The organism is Streptomyces sp. NPDC047841, assembly GCF_040704085.1.
Lineage (GTDB): Bacteria > Actinomycetota > Actinomycetes > Streptomycetales > Streptomycetaceae > Streptomyces > Streptomyces argyrophylli.
Genome location: NZ_JBEYRP010000012.1, coordinates 273,440 through 290,803 on the forward strand (window position 1 = coordinate 273,440; position 17,364 = coordinate 290,803).

Genomic DNA, 17,364 nt, shown 5'->3' on the forward strand with positions numbered 1-17,364 from the left:
TCGTCACACTCAGCTTGCCTGCGGTGTGCGCTCCGTCTCACCGGTGAGCAGCCGCTCCAGGGCGGCCCGGTCCGGCAGTCTCTCGGGGCGTACGGCCTCGCCGCTGCGCACGTACAGGAACGTGGCGGTGACCGACTCGGGCGGTATGCCCTGCTGCTCGGCCCAGGCCAGCCGGTACACGGCGAGCTGGAGCGGGTCGGCGGTGCCGGTGCGGCCGGTCTTCCAGTCGACGATCTCGTACGTCGCCCCGTCGCCGTCGCCGTGCCGGTAGACGGCGTCGATGCGGCCGCGGACGACGCGGCCGGCGAGGGTGAGCTGGAAGGGGGCCTCGACCCGGTACGGGGTGCGCCGGGCGTACTCGGTGCGTTCGAAGGCGGCCTTGAGGGCTTCCAGGTCGCGTTCGTCGGCGATCTCCGCGTCGCCACCGGGCAGCTCGTCCGGTTCCAGCAGGGGCAGGGTCAGCTCCTCGAAGCGGGTTTCCACCCAGGCGTGGAACCGGGTGCCCCGGCGGGCGGCCGGTTGCGGGGGGCGGGGCATGGGGCGCGCGAGTTCCTGTGCGAGCCCGTCCGGGTCCTCGGCGAGCCGCAGCAGCTGGGTGGCGGTGAGCGTCGTGGGCAGGGGGACCTCGGTGACCGTCTGCCGGGCGCGCAGCAGCTCTCCGGTGAGCGCGTCCAGGTCGCGGTCCCAGGAGGCGACGGTGCGGGCCTCCTCCGGGGTGAGGGCGGCGGCGAGCCGTGGTTCGGCGGCACGGGGGCGTTCCTGCGGGGCGGGCGCCTGGTGCGGGACCGTGGGCCGTCCGGCGTTCCAGGCGTCCTGGCCGAAGGGCTCGGCTTCGATGGCACCTGTGGTGGGGGCACCGGCGGGGAGGTCACCGGCGAAGGGGTCGTCGCCGAACGGATCGTCGGGCGGACCTTGCTGAGGGAGGTCCGCGTACCGCTCCTCGTCATACGGCCCATCGCCGTACGGGTCCTCACCGTACGCGTCGTCGCCGTACGGGTCCTCACCGTATGGGTCGTCGCCGTACGGGTCCTCACCGTATGGGTCGTCGCCGTACGGCTCGTCCTCCGGTGGGGCGGGCCAGTCCGGGTCCTCGGCGCCGGCGGGGTCGTGCGGGGCAGCTGGCCGGTGCCCGTCGGCGGGTCCGGCGGCGAGCGCGTCCAGGTGGGCGAGGACGGTCTCGGCAGCGGCGCGGCGGCGGGCGAGAGCGGCGGCGTCCAGCGGGAGCGGCCACACCTGGTCGGCGGTGGCGGCGTGCAGGGCCGGGTTCTCCTCGCTCTCGGCCGGCGGGTCCGCCCAGACCTCGATCTCGCCGTACCCGTCGGCGCAGTGGTCGTGCAGGGCCGTGAGGAAGTCCGACGGGCCGCGCGGCTTCTTCTGGCTGGGCCCCCACCAGTGGCCGGAGCCGAGCAGGAGCGAGCGGGGACGGGTGAAGGTGACGTAGCCGAGGCGGAGCTCCTCGGTGTGCTGGTGCTCCTTCATGGCCTCGTGGAAGGCCTTCATGCCGCGCGAGTCCCACGACCGCACGTCGGGCAGGGTGTCGGTGTCGCCGCGCAGGGCGTGGGGCACCACCTTGGCCTGGGCGGTCCACTTCTCGCGGCCCTGGGCGCTGGGGAAGGTGCCGGTCACGAGCCCGGGGACGGCCACGACGTCCCACTCCAGGCCCTTGGACTTGTGCGCGGTGAGCACCTTGACGGTGTTCTCGCCGCCGGGCAGGGCGTTGTCGAGGCCCTTCTCGTACTGGGCGGCGGTGCGCAGGAAGCCGAGGAAGGCCAGCAGGGTGGCCTCGCTGTCGCCGGCGGCGAAGGAGGCGGCGATGTCCAGGAAGTTGGACAGGGTCTCGCGGCGGCGGGCGGCGAGCGCGTGCGGCGACGCCGACAGCTCCACCTCCAGGCCGGTGACGGCGAGGACGCGGTGCAGGACGTCCATCAGCGGGTCGGACAGCGAGCGGCGCAGGTCGCGCAGCTCGGCGGCGAGCCGGGCGAAGCGCACGCGCGCGTCCGGGGAGAACGGCAGCCCGTCGTCGTCGCCCTCCTCCATGGGTGCTTCCAGGAAGGTGTCCAGGGCGTCGGCGAGTGAGATCACCTCGGACGGGTCGACGCCCTCCACGGCCTCGGCGAGCCTGCGGTCCGGGTCGTCGGTGCCGTCCACGCGCGCGTGGGCGACCAGCAGCCGGGCGCGGCGGCCCAGCAGGGCGAGGTCGCGGGGGCCGATGCGCCAGCGCGGTCCGGTCAGCAGGCGCACCAGGGCGGCGTTGGCGCCGGGGTCCTGGAGGACCTCGCAGACGGCGACGAGGTCGGCGATCTCGGGCAGGTGGAGCAGGCCGGAGAGGCCGACGACCTCGACGGGGACGTCGCGGGCGACGAGGGCGCCCTGGATCTCGGCGAAGTCGGTCGCGGTCCGGCACAGCACGGCGATCTCACCGGGTGGCGTGCCGGTACGCACGAGGTGGGCGAGGGAGTCGGCGATCCAGTCGATCTCCTCGGCGTGGGTGGGCAGCAGGGCGCAGCGGACCGTGCCGTCGTACTCGGCGCCGGGGGCCGGGCGGAGGGCCTCCACGCCCGCGTGCATGGCGCGCAGGGGTGCGGCGAGGCCGTTGGCGAGGTCGAGCAGGCGTCCGCCGCTGCGGCGGTTCTCGCTGAGCGCCTGCCGCGTGGCGGGGCTGCCGTCGGCGTGCGCGAAGTGGTCGGGGAAGTCGTCCAGGTTGGCGACGGAGGCGCCGCGCCAGCCGTAGATGGCCTGGCAGGGGTCGCCGACGGCGGTCACGGGGTGGCCGGTGCCGCCGCCGAACAGGCCGGCGAGCAGGACGCGCTGGGCCACGGAGGTGTCCTGGTACTCGTCGAGGAGCACCACGCGGAACTCCTCGCGCAGCAGGCGGCCCACCTCGGGGATGCCGGCGAGGCGGGCCGACAGGGCGATCTGGTCGCCGAAGTCGAGCAGGTCCCGCGCGCGCTTGGCGGCCCGGTAGCGCTGGACGAGCTCGGCCAGTTCCCGGCGCGCCGCGGCGGTCTCCGGGACCTTGCGCAGGTCGGCGTTGGTGAGCTTGGCCCCTTCCAAGGTGCGCAGCAGGCGGGTGTCCCAGGCGCGCAGTTCCTCCGGGTCGACGAGGTGTTCGGCGAGTTCGGAGTCGAGCGCGAGCAGGTCGCTGACGAGGTCGGCGAAGGAGCGGGTCAGCGCCGGGTACGGGCCCGGGGCCTCGCGCAGCACACGCGCGGCGAGCTGGAAGCGGGTGGCGTCGGCCAGGAGGCGCGAGCTGGGCTCCAGGCCGAGCCGCAGGCCGTGGTCGGTGAGCAGGCGGCCGGCGAAGGAGTGGTACGTCGAGATGACCGGCTCGCCCGGGGGGTTGTCGGGGTCGATGACGTCGGGGTCGGTGACGCCGGCCTTGATCAGGGCCTTGCGGACGCGTTCGGCCAGTTCACCGGCGGCCTTGTTGGTGAAGGTCAGGCCGAGGACCTGTTCGGGGGCGACCTGGCCGGTGCCGACGAGCCAGACCACGCGGGCCGCCATCACGGTGGTCTTGCCCGACCCGGCACCGGCCACGATCACCTGCGGGGCGGGCGGCGCGGTGATGCAGGCCGTCTGCTCCGGGGTGAACGGGATGCCGAGGAGCTCTTTGAGCTGCTCGGGGTCGGTGATACGGGCGGACATGTCGAAAGAGGCTAGCGGCGAGGACTGACAACCGGGACCCGATCGGTCGACCGTGGCGGAAGAAGCGCAGGTCAGCGCCTGTGGTGCGGTACGTCACGCGGGCCGTGCGGATCACTCGACCACGTGCTGTCCCTCCGGGCGGGCGCTGCACGACGCCCGGAACGCGCAGTGCGCGCAGTGCTGGCCGGCGCTCGGTGTGAACCGCTCGTCGAGGACCTTTCCGGCGGCGGTGGCCAGCAGCTCGCCGACCCACTCCCCCGTCGGCGGCTCCTGGGTCTGCACCTTGGGCAGGCCGTCGCCCCCGTCGCGCTTGGCGGCGCCCTGTCTGAGGTGGACCAGCTCCGCGCCGCCCGGTTCGGGGCGTGCGCCGTCGAAGGCCGTGTCGACGGCGCCTTCGCGGACGGCGAGCTGGTAGACGGCGAGCTGGGGGTGCCGCTCCACCTCGCCCGCGGTGGGCGCCTGCTTGCCGGTCTTGAAGTCGACCACGTAGGCGCGGCCCTCGGCGTCCGTCTCCACACGGTCCATCTGGCCGCGGATGCGGACCTGGTAGTCGCCCGCTTCGAGGGTGACGTCGAAGTCGTGCTCGCTCACCACCGGGGTCCGGCTCGCCCGGTTCAGTACGTGCCAGTTCAGGAAGCGTTCGAGTGCCACGCGCGCGTTGTCCTTCTCCTGCCGCGACTTCCACGGCGCGTCGAAGGCCAGCGCGTTCCACACGGAGTCCAGGCGTTCCATGAGGACGTCGAGGTCGGCGGGCGTGCGGCCGGAGGCGACCTCGTCGGCGAGGACGTGGACGACGTTGCCGAAGCCCTGGGCGGTGGTGGCGGGGGCGTCCGCCTTCACCTCGCGGCCCAGGAACCACTGCAGTGCGCAGGTGTTGGCGAGCTGGTCGAGGGCGCTGCCGGAGAGCACCACGGGCTGGTCCCGGTGGCGCAGCGGCACCTTGCTCTCGGTCGGGTCGAACATGCCCCACCAGCGGTAGGGGTGTGCGTTCGGCACCAGCGGGCGGCCGTCCTCGTCGGCGAGCGCGGCGAGCCGGGCGAGCCGGCGGGCCGCTGCCTCCCGCAGCGGGGCCGACGCGCGCGGGTCGACCGTGGTCGCGCGCAGCTCGGCGACGAGTGCGGCGACGGACAGCGGCCGGCGGGGGCGTCCGGTGACGTCCCTCGGCTCGACGCCCAGCTCGGTGAGGAACCGGGACGGCTGGTCGCCGTCGTCGGCCGGTGCCTTCACCGCGGTGACGACGAGGTGGTCACGCGCGCGCGTGGCGGCGACGTAGAACAGACGGCGCTCCTCGGCGAGCAGCGCGCCCGGGGTGAGGGGCTCGGCGAGTCCGTCACGGCCGATGCGGTCGGCCTCCAGCAGCGAGCCGCGGCGCCGAAGGTCGGGCCAGAGCCCCTCCTGGACGCCGGCGACGACGACCAGCCGCCATTCCAGGCCCTTGGCGCGGTGCGCGGTCATCACGCGGACGGCGTCCGGGCGTACCGCGCGGCGGGCGAGCGTGTCGGCGGCTATGTCCTCGGCCTCGATCTGCTCCAGGAAGTTCAGGGCGCCGCGGCCGCCGAAGCGCTCCTCCGCGCGCGCGGCGGTGGCGAACAGCGCGCACACGGCGTCCAGGTCCCGGTCGGCGTTGCGGCCGGCGGCGCCGCCGCGCCGGGCGGCCCGCTCCAGGCGTCCGGGCCACGGTGTGCCCTGCCACAGGTCCCACAGCGCCTCCTCGGCCGTACCGCCGCCGGCGAGGCGCTCACGGGCCGTGCGGAGCAGCGCGCCGAGACGCTGCGCCCCGCGCGCGTACGCCGGGTCGTGCACGGCCAGGCGCTCGGGTTCGGCGAGCGCCCGCGCGAGCAGTTCGTCGGACGGGGGCGGCAGGGGGTTTCCGGCGGCCCGCTCCTCCTCGCGCAGGGCGCGCCCGAGGCGGCGCAGGTCGGCGGCGTCCATGCCGGCGAGCGGGGAGGCGAGCAGGGTGAGAGCGGTCTCGGTGTCCAGCCAGGAGGAGTCCGGGGCCGGTTCCGCGGCGGTTCCGGCACGTTCCGCAGCGGTTCCGGCACGATCCTCGGGGGTTGCGGCGCGTTCCTCGGCGGCGTCGGTATGTTCACCGGCGGTGTCTCCATCAGCCGGTTCGCCGTCTCCCGCGCCCGTCGCCGGGTCCTCGCCCCGGTGCCGTGCCTCCGCCGTGGCCACCGCGCGGAGGGCCGTCAGCAGCGGTGCGACCGCGGGCTCGTGCCGCAGGGGCAGCTCGTCACCGTCGATGTCCAGGGGGACGCCGGCCGCGGTGAGGGCCCGGCGGAGGGTGGGGAGGCGGGAGCCCGCGCGCACCAGGACGGCCATGTCGCTCCAGGGGACGCCGTCCTCCAGGTGCGCTCGGCGCAGGATGTCCGCGATGTTGTCCACTTCCGCGCCGGGCGTCGGGTACGTGTGGACCTCGACCCGGCCGCCGTCCCGTACGGGGGCCGGCTCCCGGTGGGCGCGGACCTTCTCGGCGGGCAGCCGGGTCAGCGGCATGCGCTGGGTGATCAGGCGGGTCGCGGCCAGCAGCGCGGCACCGGAGCGGCGCGAGGTGCGCAGCACAGCCACGGGGGCGGGACGGCCGTCCGCGCGCGGGAAGGCGGCCGGGAAGTCGAGGATGCCGTTCACGTCGGCCCCCCGGAAGGCGTAGATCGACTGGTCGGGGTCGCCGAAGGCGACCAGGGTGCGCCCGCCGCCCGCCAGGGCGCGCAGCAGCCGGACCTGGGCGGGGTCGGTGTCCTGGTACTCGTCGACGTACACGGCGTCGTACTGGGCCGCCAGCCGTGCCGCGGTCGTTGGGCGGCGGGCGAGCAGGACCGCGCGGTGGACCAGTTCCGCGTAGTCCAGGACGCCCTGGAGGTCGAGGGTGTCGAGGTACTCGGCGAGGAACGCGGCGGCCGCCCGCCAGTCGGGGCGGCCGATGCGGCGGGCGAAGGCGTCCAGGGCGTCCGGGCCGAGGCCCAGTTCCCGGCTGCGGGCGAGGACGGCACGGACCTCGTCGGCGAAGCCGCGCGTGGTGAGGCAGGCGCGCAGTTCGTCGGGCCAGCGCACATGGGTCAGGCCGAGCCGCTCCAGTTCGGGCTGGCCGGCGAGCAGCTCGCGGACGGTGACGTCCTGTTCGGGGCCGGAGAGCAGCCGCAGGGGTTCGGTGAACCGGCCGCTGTCCTGGTGGGCACGGACCAGCGCGTAGCAGTACGAATGGAATGTGGTGGCCCTGGGGGCGCGGGCGGCGCCCATGCGCAGGGCCATGCGGTCGCGCAGGTCGACGGCGGCCTTGCGGCTGAACGTGAGCACCAGGATGCGCTCGGGGTCGCCGCCCTGGGCGATCCGGGCGGCCACGGACTCGACCAGCGTGGTGGTCTTGCCGGTGCCGGGACCGGCGAGGACGAGGAGTGGTCCGGTCCGGTGGTCAACCACGGCACGCTGTGCCGCGTCCAGAGGAGGGGGGTCCACGACGGCCGGAGGGGTACGGACCAGTCGGTAAGCGCCACGGTTCCCCTGCCGCACCGGTGGGTGCGGCGGGCGCCGGGTGGAGGAAGAGGAGCTCACGTGATGTGCCGGTCCTGGTGGTCGTGCTGGCGGGCAGGCGGTCACGCGCGCGAGGCGGTGGCCGCGGGATGACGGGGACACGTGCTGCCGACGCTACGCCGCCGCTCCGGACGGAAGCAGGGCTTCCGCTTCTTCCCTCGCGGCACCGCCGTCACGCGCATCCCACATCTCACGAACGTACGGCATGCCACGGACGTCCCCCATGTCCCCCGAACGGGCCACGGCCCCTCCACGGCGGCATCCGATGGCGGAAGCTGTCAGGTGTGATCCTCCGCACCCGCGCCGCCGTCCCAGCGGGCACGGCGCATGTCGAGCCGCGGCAGATGGCCCTCGGCGCCGCTGCTCGCCTGCTTCAGCGGGGTGCCCTCCGCGCGGTAGTGGGCGAGCGCGCGCAGCTCGTGCCCGGGCAGCAGCACGCCGTCGGCGCGTACGACCCGCCACCACGGGACGGCGCCGCCGTAGAGGGCCATCACCCGGCCGACCTGGCGCGGCCCGCCCTCCTCCAGCCACTCCGCGACGTCGCCGTAGGTCATGACCCGGCCGGGCGGAATCCGCTCGGTGACGTCCAGGACCCGCTCGGCGTACTCCGGGAGTGCGTCCGTGTGTCCCGGCGGCGCGTCCGCGCCCTCGGCACGGGCGTCCTCGGGAGGGCTCTGCTCGCTCATCCGCCCCATCCTGCCGCACCCCGCCGACGTTCCGGAGAGGGCCGTGCGCAACGGTCCGCTCGCCCCCGCCCGGTCCTTGGGGCAGACTGTGCGCCCGCGCATCCGCACCCTGATGCCCGTGAGTACCGGTGGGGCATGCCACCATCGTGCGGGCGGTGACTGGTGATACGAGACCACGAAGAGACCATGAAGGAGCAGGGCGTGCACCCCGAAGGAGCGGCGGGCACCCCTGACGCCTCCGCGCGCCCCGGTCCCGCCCGCGCGGACGGCGGCGGCACCGGCGCGCAGCAGGAAGACAGCGGCCGGCACCCCCAGGAGGACGCCGGTCAGCGCGAGGACGACGCCACGCGCGCGGAGGGCGACGGCGGAGCGGATGCCGCCGAGGAGCCGCCCGCCGCCGAGACGGCGCGGACCCCCGGGACCACGTCCCCGGACCCCCGTCCGTGCGCCGACGACGACCCCCACGCCGAGCAGGTGGAGCGCGACGAACCACTGCTGCCCGCGCGCGTGCACCGCCCCTCCGACCTGATGCGGCTCCTGGTCGGCCTGCTCAGCATCGTGGTGCTGCTCGCGATCGCCGCCTTCGCGCACGGCACCACCTCGGGCCTCGAACAGGACATCAACAAGGGCACCGGACAGGCTCCGGACCTGCTGATCAAGATCGCCGGGCTGGCCTCCAGCATCGCGATCCTGCTGGTGCCGGTCGCGTTCGCGATCGAACGGCTGATCAAACGCGACGGGCTGCGCATCGCCGACGGCGTCCTCGCGGCCGTCCTCGCGCACGGGGTGACGCTCGCCACCGACCTGTGGGTCGCCCGGGCCGCACCGGACTCGATCCAGGAGGCGCTCACCCAGCCCTCGCCGGGTGACATCCACGCCCTGACCGACCCGGTGCACGGCTATCTGGCGCCCGTGATCGCCTATATGACGGCCGTCGGCATGTCCCGCAGACCCAGATGGCGCGCGGTGCTGTGGATCGTGCTGCTGCTCGACGCGTTCTCGATGCTGGTCACCGGCTACACGACCCCCTTCTCGATCATCCTGACCGTGCTGATCGGCTGGACCATCGCCTACGGCACCCTGTACGCGGTCGGCTCCCCCAACGTCCGCCCGACCGGCCAGACCCTGATGGCGGGCCTGCGGCACGTCGGCTTCCACCCCGTCGGAGCGGCCCGCGAGGAAGTGGTGGAGACGGAGAACGGCGACCGGGGCCGGCGCTACTTCGTCTCGCTGGAGGACGGCCCGCCGCTGGACGTCACGGTCGTCGACCGGGAACAGCAGGCCCAGGGCTTCTTCTACCGCGCCTGGCGCAATCTCACCCTGCGCGGCTTCGCCACCCGCTCCAGCCTCCAGTCACTGCGCCAGGCACTGGAGCAGGAGGCGCTGCTGGCGTACGCGGCGATCGCGGCGGGCGCCAACGCGCCCAAGCTGATCGCCACCTCCGAACTGGGCCCGGACGCGGTCATGCTCGTGTACGAGCACACCGGCGGGCGCACCCTGGACTCGCTGGCCGACGAGGAGATCACCGACGAGCTGTTGCGGAACGCCTGGCACCAGGTGCGGGCGCTGCAGTCCCGGCGCATCGCGCACCGCAGGCTGGCCGGAGACGCGATCCTGGTGGATCGTTCCGGCAGGGTGATCCTCACCGAACTGCGCGGTGGCGAGATCGCGGCCGGCGATCTGCTGCTGCGCATGGACGTCGCCCAACTGGTCACCACGCTCGGCCTGCGGGTGGGCGCCGAGCGCGCGGTGGCCTCGGCGGTGAAGGTGCTCGGCCCCGACGCGGTGGCCGACTGCCTGCCGATGCTCCAGCCGATCGCGCTGACGCGCTCCACGCGCGCGACGCTGCGCCGACTGGCCCGGGAGCGGGCGCAGCGCGAACGGGAAGCCGTGCTGGAGGCCTCCCGGCAGGCCAAGGCGGCCCGTCTGGAGGAGGCCTCCGAGACGGCCCCGCCCGGGCCCGAGAAGCCCGACAAGAAGGCGGTCCGCGCCGAGCAGCGCGCCGAGAAGCGGGCCATCGACGAAGCCCTCGAAGAGGCCCGCGAGGAGGATCTGCTCACCCAGATCCGGCACCAGGTGCTGCGGATCAGGCCCCAGGCGCCCGTGGAACCGGCCCGCCTGGAGCGGATCCGGCCGCGCACCCTCATCAGTTTCATCGCGGGTGCGATCGGCGCCTACTACCTGCTGACGCAGCTCACCCACATCGAGTTCGCCACGCTGTTCGCGCAGGCCCAGTGGGGCTGGGTGGCCGCCGCGGTGCTGTTCTCCGCGCTCAGCTACGTCGCCGCCGCGATGGCCCTGCTGGGCTTCGTACCGGAACGGGTGCCGTTCCCGCGGACCGTGGCCGCGCAGGTCGCCGGGTCGTTCGTGAAGATCGTGGCGCCGGCCGCGGTCGGCGGTGTGGCGCTCAACACGCGCTTCCTGCAGCGCGCCGGCGTACGCCCGGGACTCGCGGTGGCGAGCGTCGGCGCCTCGCAGCTGTTCGGGCTCGGCTGTCACATCCTGATGCTGCTGTCCTTCGGCTATCTGACCGGCACCGAGAAGACGCCGTCGCTGTCGCCGTCCCGCACGGTCATCGCGGGTCTGCTGACCGTGGCCGTCCTGGTCCTCGTGGTCACCTCGGTGCCGTTCCTGCGGAAGTTCGTCGTCACGCGCGTGAGGTCGCTGTTCGCCGGTGTCGTACCGCGGATGCTCGACGTGCTCCAGCGGCCCCAGAAGCTCGTCACCGGCATCGGCGGCATGCTGCTGCTGACCGCCTGCTTCGTGATGTGCCTGGACGCCTCCATCCGGGCCTTCGGCGACGGATCGGCGTCGCTGAGCATCGCCAGCGTCGCCGTCGTCTTCCTCGCCGGCAACGCGCTCGGCTCCGCGGCGCCCACCCCCGGTGGCGTGGGCGCGGTCGAGGCGACCCTCACCGTCGGCCTGATCGCCGTGGGTCTGCCCAAGGAGGTCGCGGCTCCGGCCGTCCTGCTGTTCCGGTTGCTGACCCTGTGGCTGCCGGTGCTGCCGGGCTGGCTGGCCTTCAACCACCTCACCCGCAAGGGAACCCTGTAAGAGGGCCTGCCCGGCGCGGTTCCGGCCCCGCCGACGGGTTACCTCTTACGGCCCGCGTCCCGCGCGCCCCGGCGTGCGCGCCCCCACGATGGGGGTATGGCGAACCCGTTCCGGCTGCGCGCCGCCGCGCTGACCACCACCGCTGTGCTGCTCTCCGCCGTACTGGCCGGATGCGGAGGCGACGGCAAGGACGGAGATCTCACGGCGCAGAAGCTGGACTGGAAATCCTGCCCGGCCCCCTCGGAGGCGGAGGGCGGCGGCAGCCCTCCCTCGCCGCTGCCGAACGGCGGGGAGTGGCAGTGCGCGACCATGCGGGCGCCGCTGGACTGGAGCAGGCCGAAGGGCGACACGATCGGCATCGCCCTGATCCGCGCCCGGGCCAGTGGCCCCGCGAGCAGGCGGATCGGCTCGCTCGTCTTCAACTTCGGCGGCCCGGGAGGCAGCGGCGTGACCACGCTGCCCGCGTTCGGCGCGGACTACGCGGCCCTGCGCACCCGCTACGACCTGGTCAGCTTCGACCCGCGCGGGGTCGGCCGCAGCGCACCGGTGGAATGCGAGAGCGACGCCCAGCTGGACGAGTACTTCCAGCAGGACGCGATCCCGGAGGACCACGCCGAACAGGTCCAGCTCCTGAACCGCACCAAGCAGTTCAACGCGGCCTGTGAGAAGAACTCCGAGACGATCCTGCCGCACGTGCGCACCACGGACGCGGCCCGCGACATGGACCTGATGCGCCGGGTCCTCGGCGACGACAAGCTGCACTACTTCGGCATCTCCTACGGCACCGAGCTCGGCGGTGTCTACGCCCATCTGTTCCCGAAGAACGTCGGCCGGGCCGTCCTGGACGCGGTCGTGGACCCCACGCAGACCCCGGAGCAGGGCGCGCTCGGGCAGGCCAGGGGCTTCCAGCTGGCGCTGGACAACTTCGCCAGGGACTGCACCTCGAAGACCGAGGAGTGCCCGATCGGCAGCACCGAGCAGGAGGTGAAGGACCGCATCGCCAAGCTCCTCGCCGACCTGGAGAAGAAGCCGATCCCCGGCATCTTCCCGCGTCAGCTGACACAGACCGCCGCCACCAACGGCATCGCGCAGTCCCTGTACTCGAAGGACTTCTGGGAGTACCTCACCGAGGGCCTGGAGCAGGCGTACGACGGCGACGGCAAGATCCTCATGCTGCTCTCCGACTCGATGAACGGCCGCAACGAGAACGGCGAGTACAGCAACCTCACCGCGGCCAACACCGCCATCAACTGCTCCGACGAGAAACCCCGGTACACCGCGGACGACGTCCGGCGGAAGCTGCCCGAGTTCCGCGCCGCCTCCCCGCTGTTCGGCGACTTCCTGGCCTGGGGCATGGTCAGCTGCACGGACTGGGCGGTGCCGGGCGCGGCCGACCACCCCGACGTCAGCGCCCCGGGGGCGGCGCCCATCCTCGTCATCGGCAACACCGGCGACCCGGCCACCCCCTACGAGGGCGCGCGGAAGATGGTGGACGCACTCGGCAAGGGCGTCGGCATCGAGCTGACGTACAAGGGCCAGGGGCACGGCGCGTACGACAGCAAGAACAAGTGCGTGCAGAGCGCGGTGAACGGCTACCTGCTGGACGGAAGGAAGCCGAAGGCCAACACGGTCTGCTCCTGACAGACCCCCGACGACAACAGACCCTCACGGCAGGCGAATCCCCAGCTCACAGGGTTATCCACAGGCCCCCACAGGCCGGGCCCGGGGCGCCTACGATGGCCTGAACGCCCGGCGCGGCACGATGCGGCGGGCCTGTCAGGGGGGTGCGCATGATGCGATTGCCGCGGTGGACGGCCGCGCTGGCGGCGGGGCTGCTGCTGGCCGGATGCGGGGGCTCGTCCGACGGGGGCGGGGACGAGGGCAAGGGGACGGGCTCGGCTCCCGCGTCGCCGTCGCGCTCCACGACCGCGCCGACGCAGGCGGCCCTCCCGGCCTCCCTCACCTCCCAGCGCCTCGACTGGCACCGCTGCGAGGCCACCGGGACCTCGTCCGCGCCGGGCGACGCCTGGCGGTGCGCGACGCTCAAGGTGCCGCTGGACTGGTCCCGGCCGAACGGGAAGACGATCGGGCTCGCCCTCGTCCGCGCGCGGGCGACCGGCGGCGACCGCATCGGCTCGCTGCTGTTCAACTTCGGCGGCCCGGGCGGCTCCGGTGTGTCGACGATGCCGTACTTCGAGCCTTCCGTCTCCTCCCTCCACGAGCGCTACGACCTGGTGAGCTGGGACCCCCGAGGGGTCGGCGCGAGCGAGGGCGTCCGCTGCCGCGGCGACCGGGAGATCCAGGCCGCCGAGTCCGTGGACGCCACACCGGACACCCCGGCCGAGGAGAAGGCGTACCTCCAGGACGCCACCGACTTCGGCAAGGGCTGCCAGAAGGCCGCCGGCCCGCTGCTGGCCCATGTGTCCACCACCGACACCGCACGCGACATGGACCTGATGCGCCAGGTCCTCGGCGACGACGAGCTGCACTACTTCGGCATCTCCTACGGCACCGAACTCGGCGGTGTCTACGCCCATCTGTTCCCGCAGCGGGTGGGCAGGCTGGTCCTCGACGCGGTGGTCGACCCGGCCGCGGACACGGTGGGCCACGCCGAGAACCAGGCGCGCGGCTTCCAACGGGCCCTGGACGACTACCTCAAGTCCACCGGCCAGGACCCCGAGCAGGGCTCCCGGAAGGTGGCCGGCCTGCTGGGACGGATCGACGCCGAACCGCTGCCGACCTCATCCGGCCGGAAGCTCACCCAGACGCTCGCGGTCACCGGGATCATCCTGCCGCTGTACAGCGAGTCGATGTGGCCGAGGCTGACCGGCGCCCTGAAGTCGGCGGAGCGGGGCGACGGTTCGGGGCTGCTGGCGCTCGCCGACGAGTACAACGACCGGGACGCCTCGGGGCGCTACGGCACGACGACGCACTCCCAGCGGGTCATATCGTGCCTGGACGACAAGCAGCGGCCCACGCTCGCCGACACGAAGCGGCGGCTGGCGGAGTTCAGGCGGATATCGCCGGTCTTCGGGGACTTCCTCGGCTGGGACACGGCGGGCTGGTGTCACGACTGGCCGGTGCCGGGCCAGTACGACACTCCGGAGGTCAGCGCACCGGGCGCGGCGCCGATCCTGCTGGTCGGCAACACCGGCGACCCGGCCACCCCGTACGAGGGCGCCCGCAGGATGGCCGACGAACTGGGCCGGGGCGTAGGGGTCGAACTCACCTGGAAGGGCGAGGGACATGGGGCGTACGGCAACGGGAGCGACTGCGTCGACTCGACGGTGGACGCCTACCTGCTGAGCGGGACGGTGCCGAAGGACGGCAAGGTCTGCTCCTGACGCGAACGGGGGCTCCGGGCGCCGTACGCACCCGAAGCCCCCGCCACGCAGACCGGGTCACCGGCTCAGTAGACCGGCTTCTCCGGCTCGATCTGGTTGACCCAGCCGATCACGCCGCCGCCGACGTGGACCGCGTCGGAGAAGCCCGCGGACTTCAGGACCGCGAGGACTTCCGCACTGCGGACACCCGTCTTGCAGTGCAGGACGATCTTCTTGTCCTGCGGGAGGCCCCCCAGAGCGGTGCCCATGAGGAACTCGTTCTTCGGGATCAGCTTGGCGCCCGGGATGGAGACGATCTCGTACTCGTTCGGCTCGCGGACGTCGATGATCTCGATGTTCTCACCGTCGTCGATCCACTCCTTGAGCTGCTTCGGAGTGATCGTGGAGTCGGCCGCCGCCGCCTGGGCCTCCTCGGAGACGACGCCGCAGAAGGCCTCGTAGTCGATGAGCTCGGTGACCGTCGGGTTCTCGCCGCAGACCGCGCAGTCGGGGTCCTTGCGGACCTTGACCTGGCGGTACTGCATCTCCAGGGCGTCGTAGATCATCAGTCGGCCGACCAGCGGCTCACCGGTGCCGGTGAGGACCTTGATCGCCTCGGTGACCTGGATGGAGCCGATGGACGCGCACAGCACGCCCAGGACGCCGCCCTCGGCGCAGGAGGGGACCATGCCGGGGGGCGGGGGCTCCGGGTAGAGGCAGCGGTAGCAGGGGCCGTGCTCGGACCAGAACACCGAGGCCTGGCCGTCGAATCGGTAGATCGAGCCCCACACGTACGGCTTGTTGAGCAGCACGCACGCGTCGTTGACCAGGTAGCGGGTCGCGAAGTTGTCGGTGCCGTCGATGATCAGGTCGTACTGGCTGAAGATGTCCATCACGTTGTCGGCTTCGAGCCGCTCCTCGTGAAGGATCACGTTCACGTACGGGTTGATGCCCTTGACGCTGTCGCGCGCGGACTCGGCCTTGGAGCGGCCGATGTCGGACTGGCTGTGGATGATCTGACGCTGCAGGTTCGACTCGTCGACCTCGTCGAACTCCACGATGCCGAGGGTGCCGACGCCCGCGGCGGCCAGGTACATCAGCGCCGGCGAGCCCAGGCCGCCGGCGCCCACACAGAGCACCTTGGCGTTCTTCAGCCGCTTCTGCCCGTCCATGCCCACGTCGGGGATGATCAGGTGGCGGGAGTACCTGCGGACCTCGTCTACGGTGAGCTCAGGAGCTGGCTCGACCAGGGGTGGCAGCGACACGGGGACTCCGTTGGTCGGTCGATCACTACGGTTGTTCTTCTCGTAACACTGCCACGGCCTTCTTCATTCCGAGACACCCGTTCCGAGGCGCGAGACGATGTCGTCCCAGTAGCCGGGCATGGTCTCCCAGGGGTCCACGCGACCGTTCCTGTCCGTACGGTCCGTGAAGTAGATCGTGGCCGCTCCCTGCCAGCGGGCGATCCGCAGCGCCTCGTCCAGGTGGCCGCGGGGCACACCGTGCACGAAGTGGCAGAAGCGGTCGGACGGGTAGTCGGCGGTCCACTCGGCCGCCTGGGACCAGCGGTAGTCGGACCAGGGGCCGGAGAAGGTCACGAGCTGGTCGGCGTTCTCGGCGTAGCCGGGGTGCGGGTGGCGGCCGTGGCCGAGGACGATGTGGGCGCTGTCACTGATCGCGCGGAGCGTGGTGATCGCGCGGCGCACCTCGGGGAGCGGGGTGCGTTCGGTGGGGCAGCGGTCCAGCAGGAAGCCGTCGACGCCGTACCAGTCGAGGTGGCGGTGGGCGTCGGAGAGCAGGTCACCGAAGGCACGGGCGCCGTAGGTGAGGTCCAGGTGGCCGAGGACGCGGACGCCGGCGGCGCGGAGCCGGCCCGCGGCTTCCAGGCAGTGCGGGTCGGGGCGGGTGCCGGGGCCGGCGGCGACGTCGAGGACCACCCAGTCCAGCGGGGTGCCGGGGCGGGCCAGTTCCGCCCACTGGGCCGGGGCGACGAGCGGGTGGGCGTAGCCGGGGATGCCGAGGGCGGTGCGGACGCCGGTGCCGGTGGTGTCCGCGGCGGTGCTGGTCAGATGCGGCATGCCGCCTCCATCCAGATGTCGGCCAGGGATTCCTCGAGGTTGATGCGGGGCCGCCAGCCGAGCCGGTCGCGCGCGGTGCGTACGTCGGCCTGCTGCCAGCTGCCGCAGCCGTCCGGGTACGCCACCGGGACCGCGTGCTCGGAGTCGCCACGGGGGTGCCCGATGGCGGCGCGCAGCGGACCGGGCGGGGCGTCGAGTTCGTGGAGGGCGCCGCCGTATCCGGCCACGCGCGCGAGGACGGCGGCGGCGTCTCTGAGCCGGACGGCGCGGCCGGAGCCGATGTTGATCACGCCCTGCGCGGCGGAGAGCGAGGCGGCGTGCACGGCCCGGGCCACGTCGCGGACGTCGACGAAGTCGCGCTGGACGCCGAGGCCGCCGAGCTTGAGTTCGCCGTCGCCGGACTGCATGGCGCGGCGCATGGCCTCCGCGAGCCGGCCGAGCGGGGAGCCGGCCGGGGTACCGGGTCCGGCCGGTGAGAAGACCCGCAGGACGACGGCGTCCAGTCCGGAGCCGAGGACCAGTTCGGTCGCGGCGAGCTTGCTGACGCCGTACGGGCCGCCGGGACGCGGCACGGCGTCCTCGGCCGTGGAGGAACCGGGCTGGCTCGGGCCGTACTCGGAACCGCAGCCGATCTGCACCAGGCGGGCACCGCAGCCGCTGCGGCGCAGGGCCTCGCAGACCGTGGCCACGGCGACCGTGTTGTGCCGGGTGAGGTCGCGGGCGCCCCCGCGCGTGGCGCCGGCGCAGTTGATGACGACTCCGGGGTGGACCGCGTCGAGGAAGCGGGTGAGTGCGCCCGGGCTGCCGGTGGCGAGGTCGAAGCGGACGTCGGCGTCGTCGCCGCGGCCGAGTGCGGTGAGCTGGACGGCCGGGTCGGCGAGCAGGCGGTCGGCGACGAAGCGGCCGATGAATCCGTTGGCTCCGATCAGCAGGACCCTCATCGGCCGGCTCCCGGGGTGTGCGCGCCGGTGGTACCGGCCGTCTCGACGGCTCCTTCGGCTGCGCCGGGCGCTCCGGTGGTTCCGGGGGTGCCGGGCGCTCCGGGTCGGG

Annotated in this window: 9 protein-coding genes; 3 read left to right on the forward strand and 6 right to left on the reverse strand. The window is 73.4% G+C overall.

Translation table 11 applies throughout. The annotated features are described in order from the left end of the window. Positions 1–9: 9 nt before the first annotated feature. The 3 genes from AB0947_RS22030 to AB0947_RS22040 form a co-directional block, all read right to left on the reverse strand. The gene (locus tag AB0947_RS22030) at positions 10–3,645 is read right to left on the reverse strand and encodes a UvrD-helicase domain-containing protein (RefSeq protein WP_366752026.1); all 3,636 of its coding nucleotides are present in this window, start codon (positions 3,643–3,645) and stop codon (positions 10–12) included. Between the two features lie 111 nt (positions 3,646–3,756). Continuing rightward, the gene (locus tag AB0947_RS22035; protein WP_366752027.1) at positions 3,757–7,194 is read right to left on the reverse strand and encodes an ATP-dependent DNA helicase; all 3,438 of its coding nucleotides are present in this window, start codon (positions 7,192–7,194) and stop codon (positions 3,757–3,759) included. 257 nt (positions 7,195–7,451) lie between these two features. After that, positions 7,452–7,859, reverse strand: a complete 408-nt coding sequence (locus AB0947_RS22040) for an MGMT family protein (RefSeq protein WP_366752028.1) — start codon at positions 7,857–7,859, stop codon at positions 7,452–7,454. A 186-nt stretch (positions 7,860–8,045) separates the two neighbouring features. Between AB0947_RS22040 and AB0947_RS22045 the strand changes: the two genes are divergently transcribed. The 3 genes from AB0947_RS22045 (at position 8,046) to AB0947_RS22055 (ending at position 14,257) form a co-directional block, all read left to right on the forward strand. Beyond that, on the forward strand, positions 8,046–10,913 hold the full coding sequence (locus tag AB0947_RS22045) for a lysylphosphatidylglycerol synthase domain-containing protein (protein ID WP_366752029.1): 2,868 nt from the start codon (positions 8,046–8,048) through the stop codon (positions 10,911–10,913). Between the two features lie 96 nt (positions 10,914–11,009). Beyond that, positions 11,010–12,554, forward strand: coding sequence for an alpha/beta hydrolase (locus AB0947_RS22050; protein WP_366752030.1), 1,545 nt, complete (start codon positions 11,010–11,012; stop codon positions 12,552–12,554). Between the two features lie 149 nt (positions 12,555–12,703). Further along, positions 12,704–14,257, forward strand: a complete 1,554-nt coding sequence (locus AB0947_RS22055; protein ID WP_366752031.1) for an alpha/beta hydrolase — start codon at positions 12,704–12,706, stop codon at positions 14,255–14,257. Between the two features lie 65 nt (positions 14,258–14,322). Here AB0947_RS22055 and moeZ read toward each other — a convergent pair whose 3' ends face one another. The 3 genes from moeZ to AB0947_RS22070 all read right to left on the reverse strand — a co-directional run bounded on the left by moeZ (position 14,323) and on the right by AB0947_RS22070 (position 17,255). Beyond that, on the reverse strand, positions 14,323–15,501 hold the full coding sequence (moeZ, locus tag AB0947_RS22060; protein WP_366752032.1) for an adenylyltransferase/sulfurtransferase MoeZ: 1,179 nt from the start codon (positions 15,499–15,501) through the stop codon (positions 14,323–14,325). Between the two features lie 63 nt (positions 15,502–15,564). After that, on the reverse strand, positions 15,565–16,314 hold the full coding sequence (locus AB0947_RS22065; RefSeq protein ID WP_366752033.1) for a spherulation-specific family 4 protein: 750 nt from the start codon (positions 16,312–16,314) through the stop codon (positions 15,565–15,567). Then, complete coding sequence (locus tag AB0947_RS22070; RefSeq protein WP_366752034.1) at positions 16,302–17,255, reverse strand: NAD-dependent epimerase/dehydratase family protein; 954 nt, start codon at positions 17,253–17,255, stop codon at positions 16,302–16,304. The genes AB0947_RS22065 and AB0947_RS22070 overlap by 13 nt, the downstream gene beginning before the upstream one ends. Positions 17,256–17,364 lie beyond the last annotated feature (109 nt).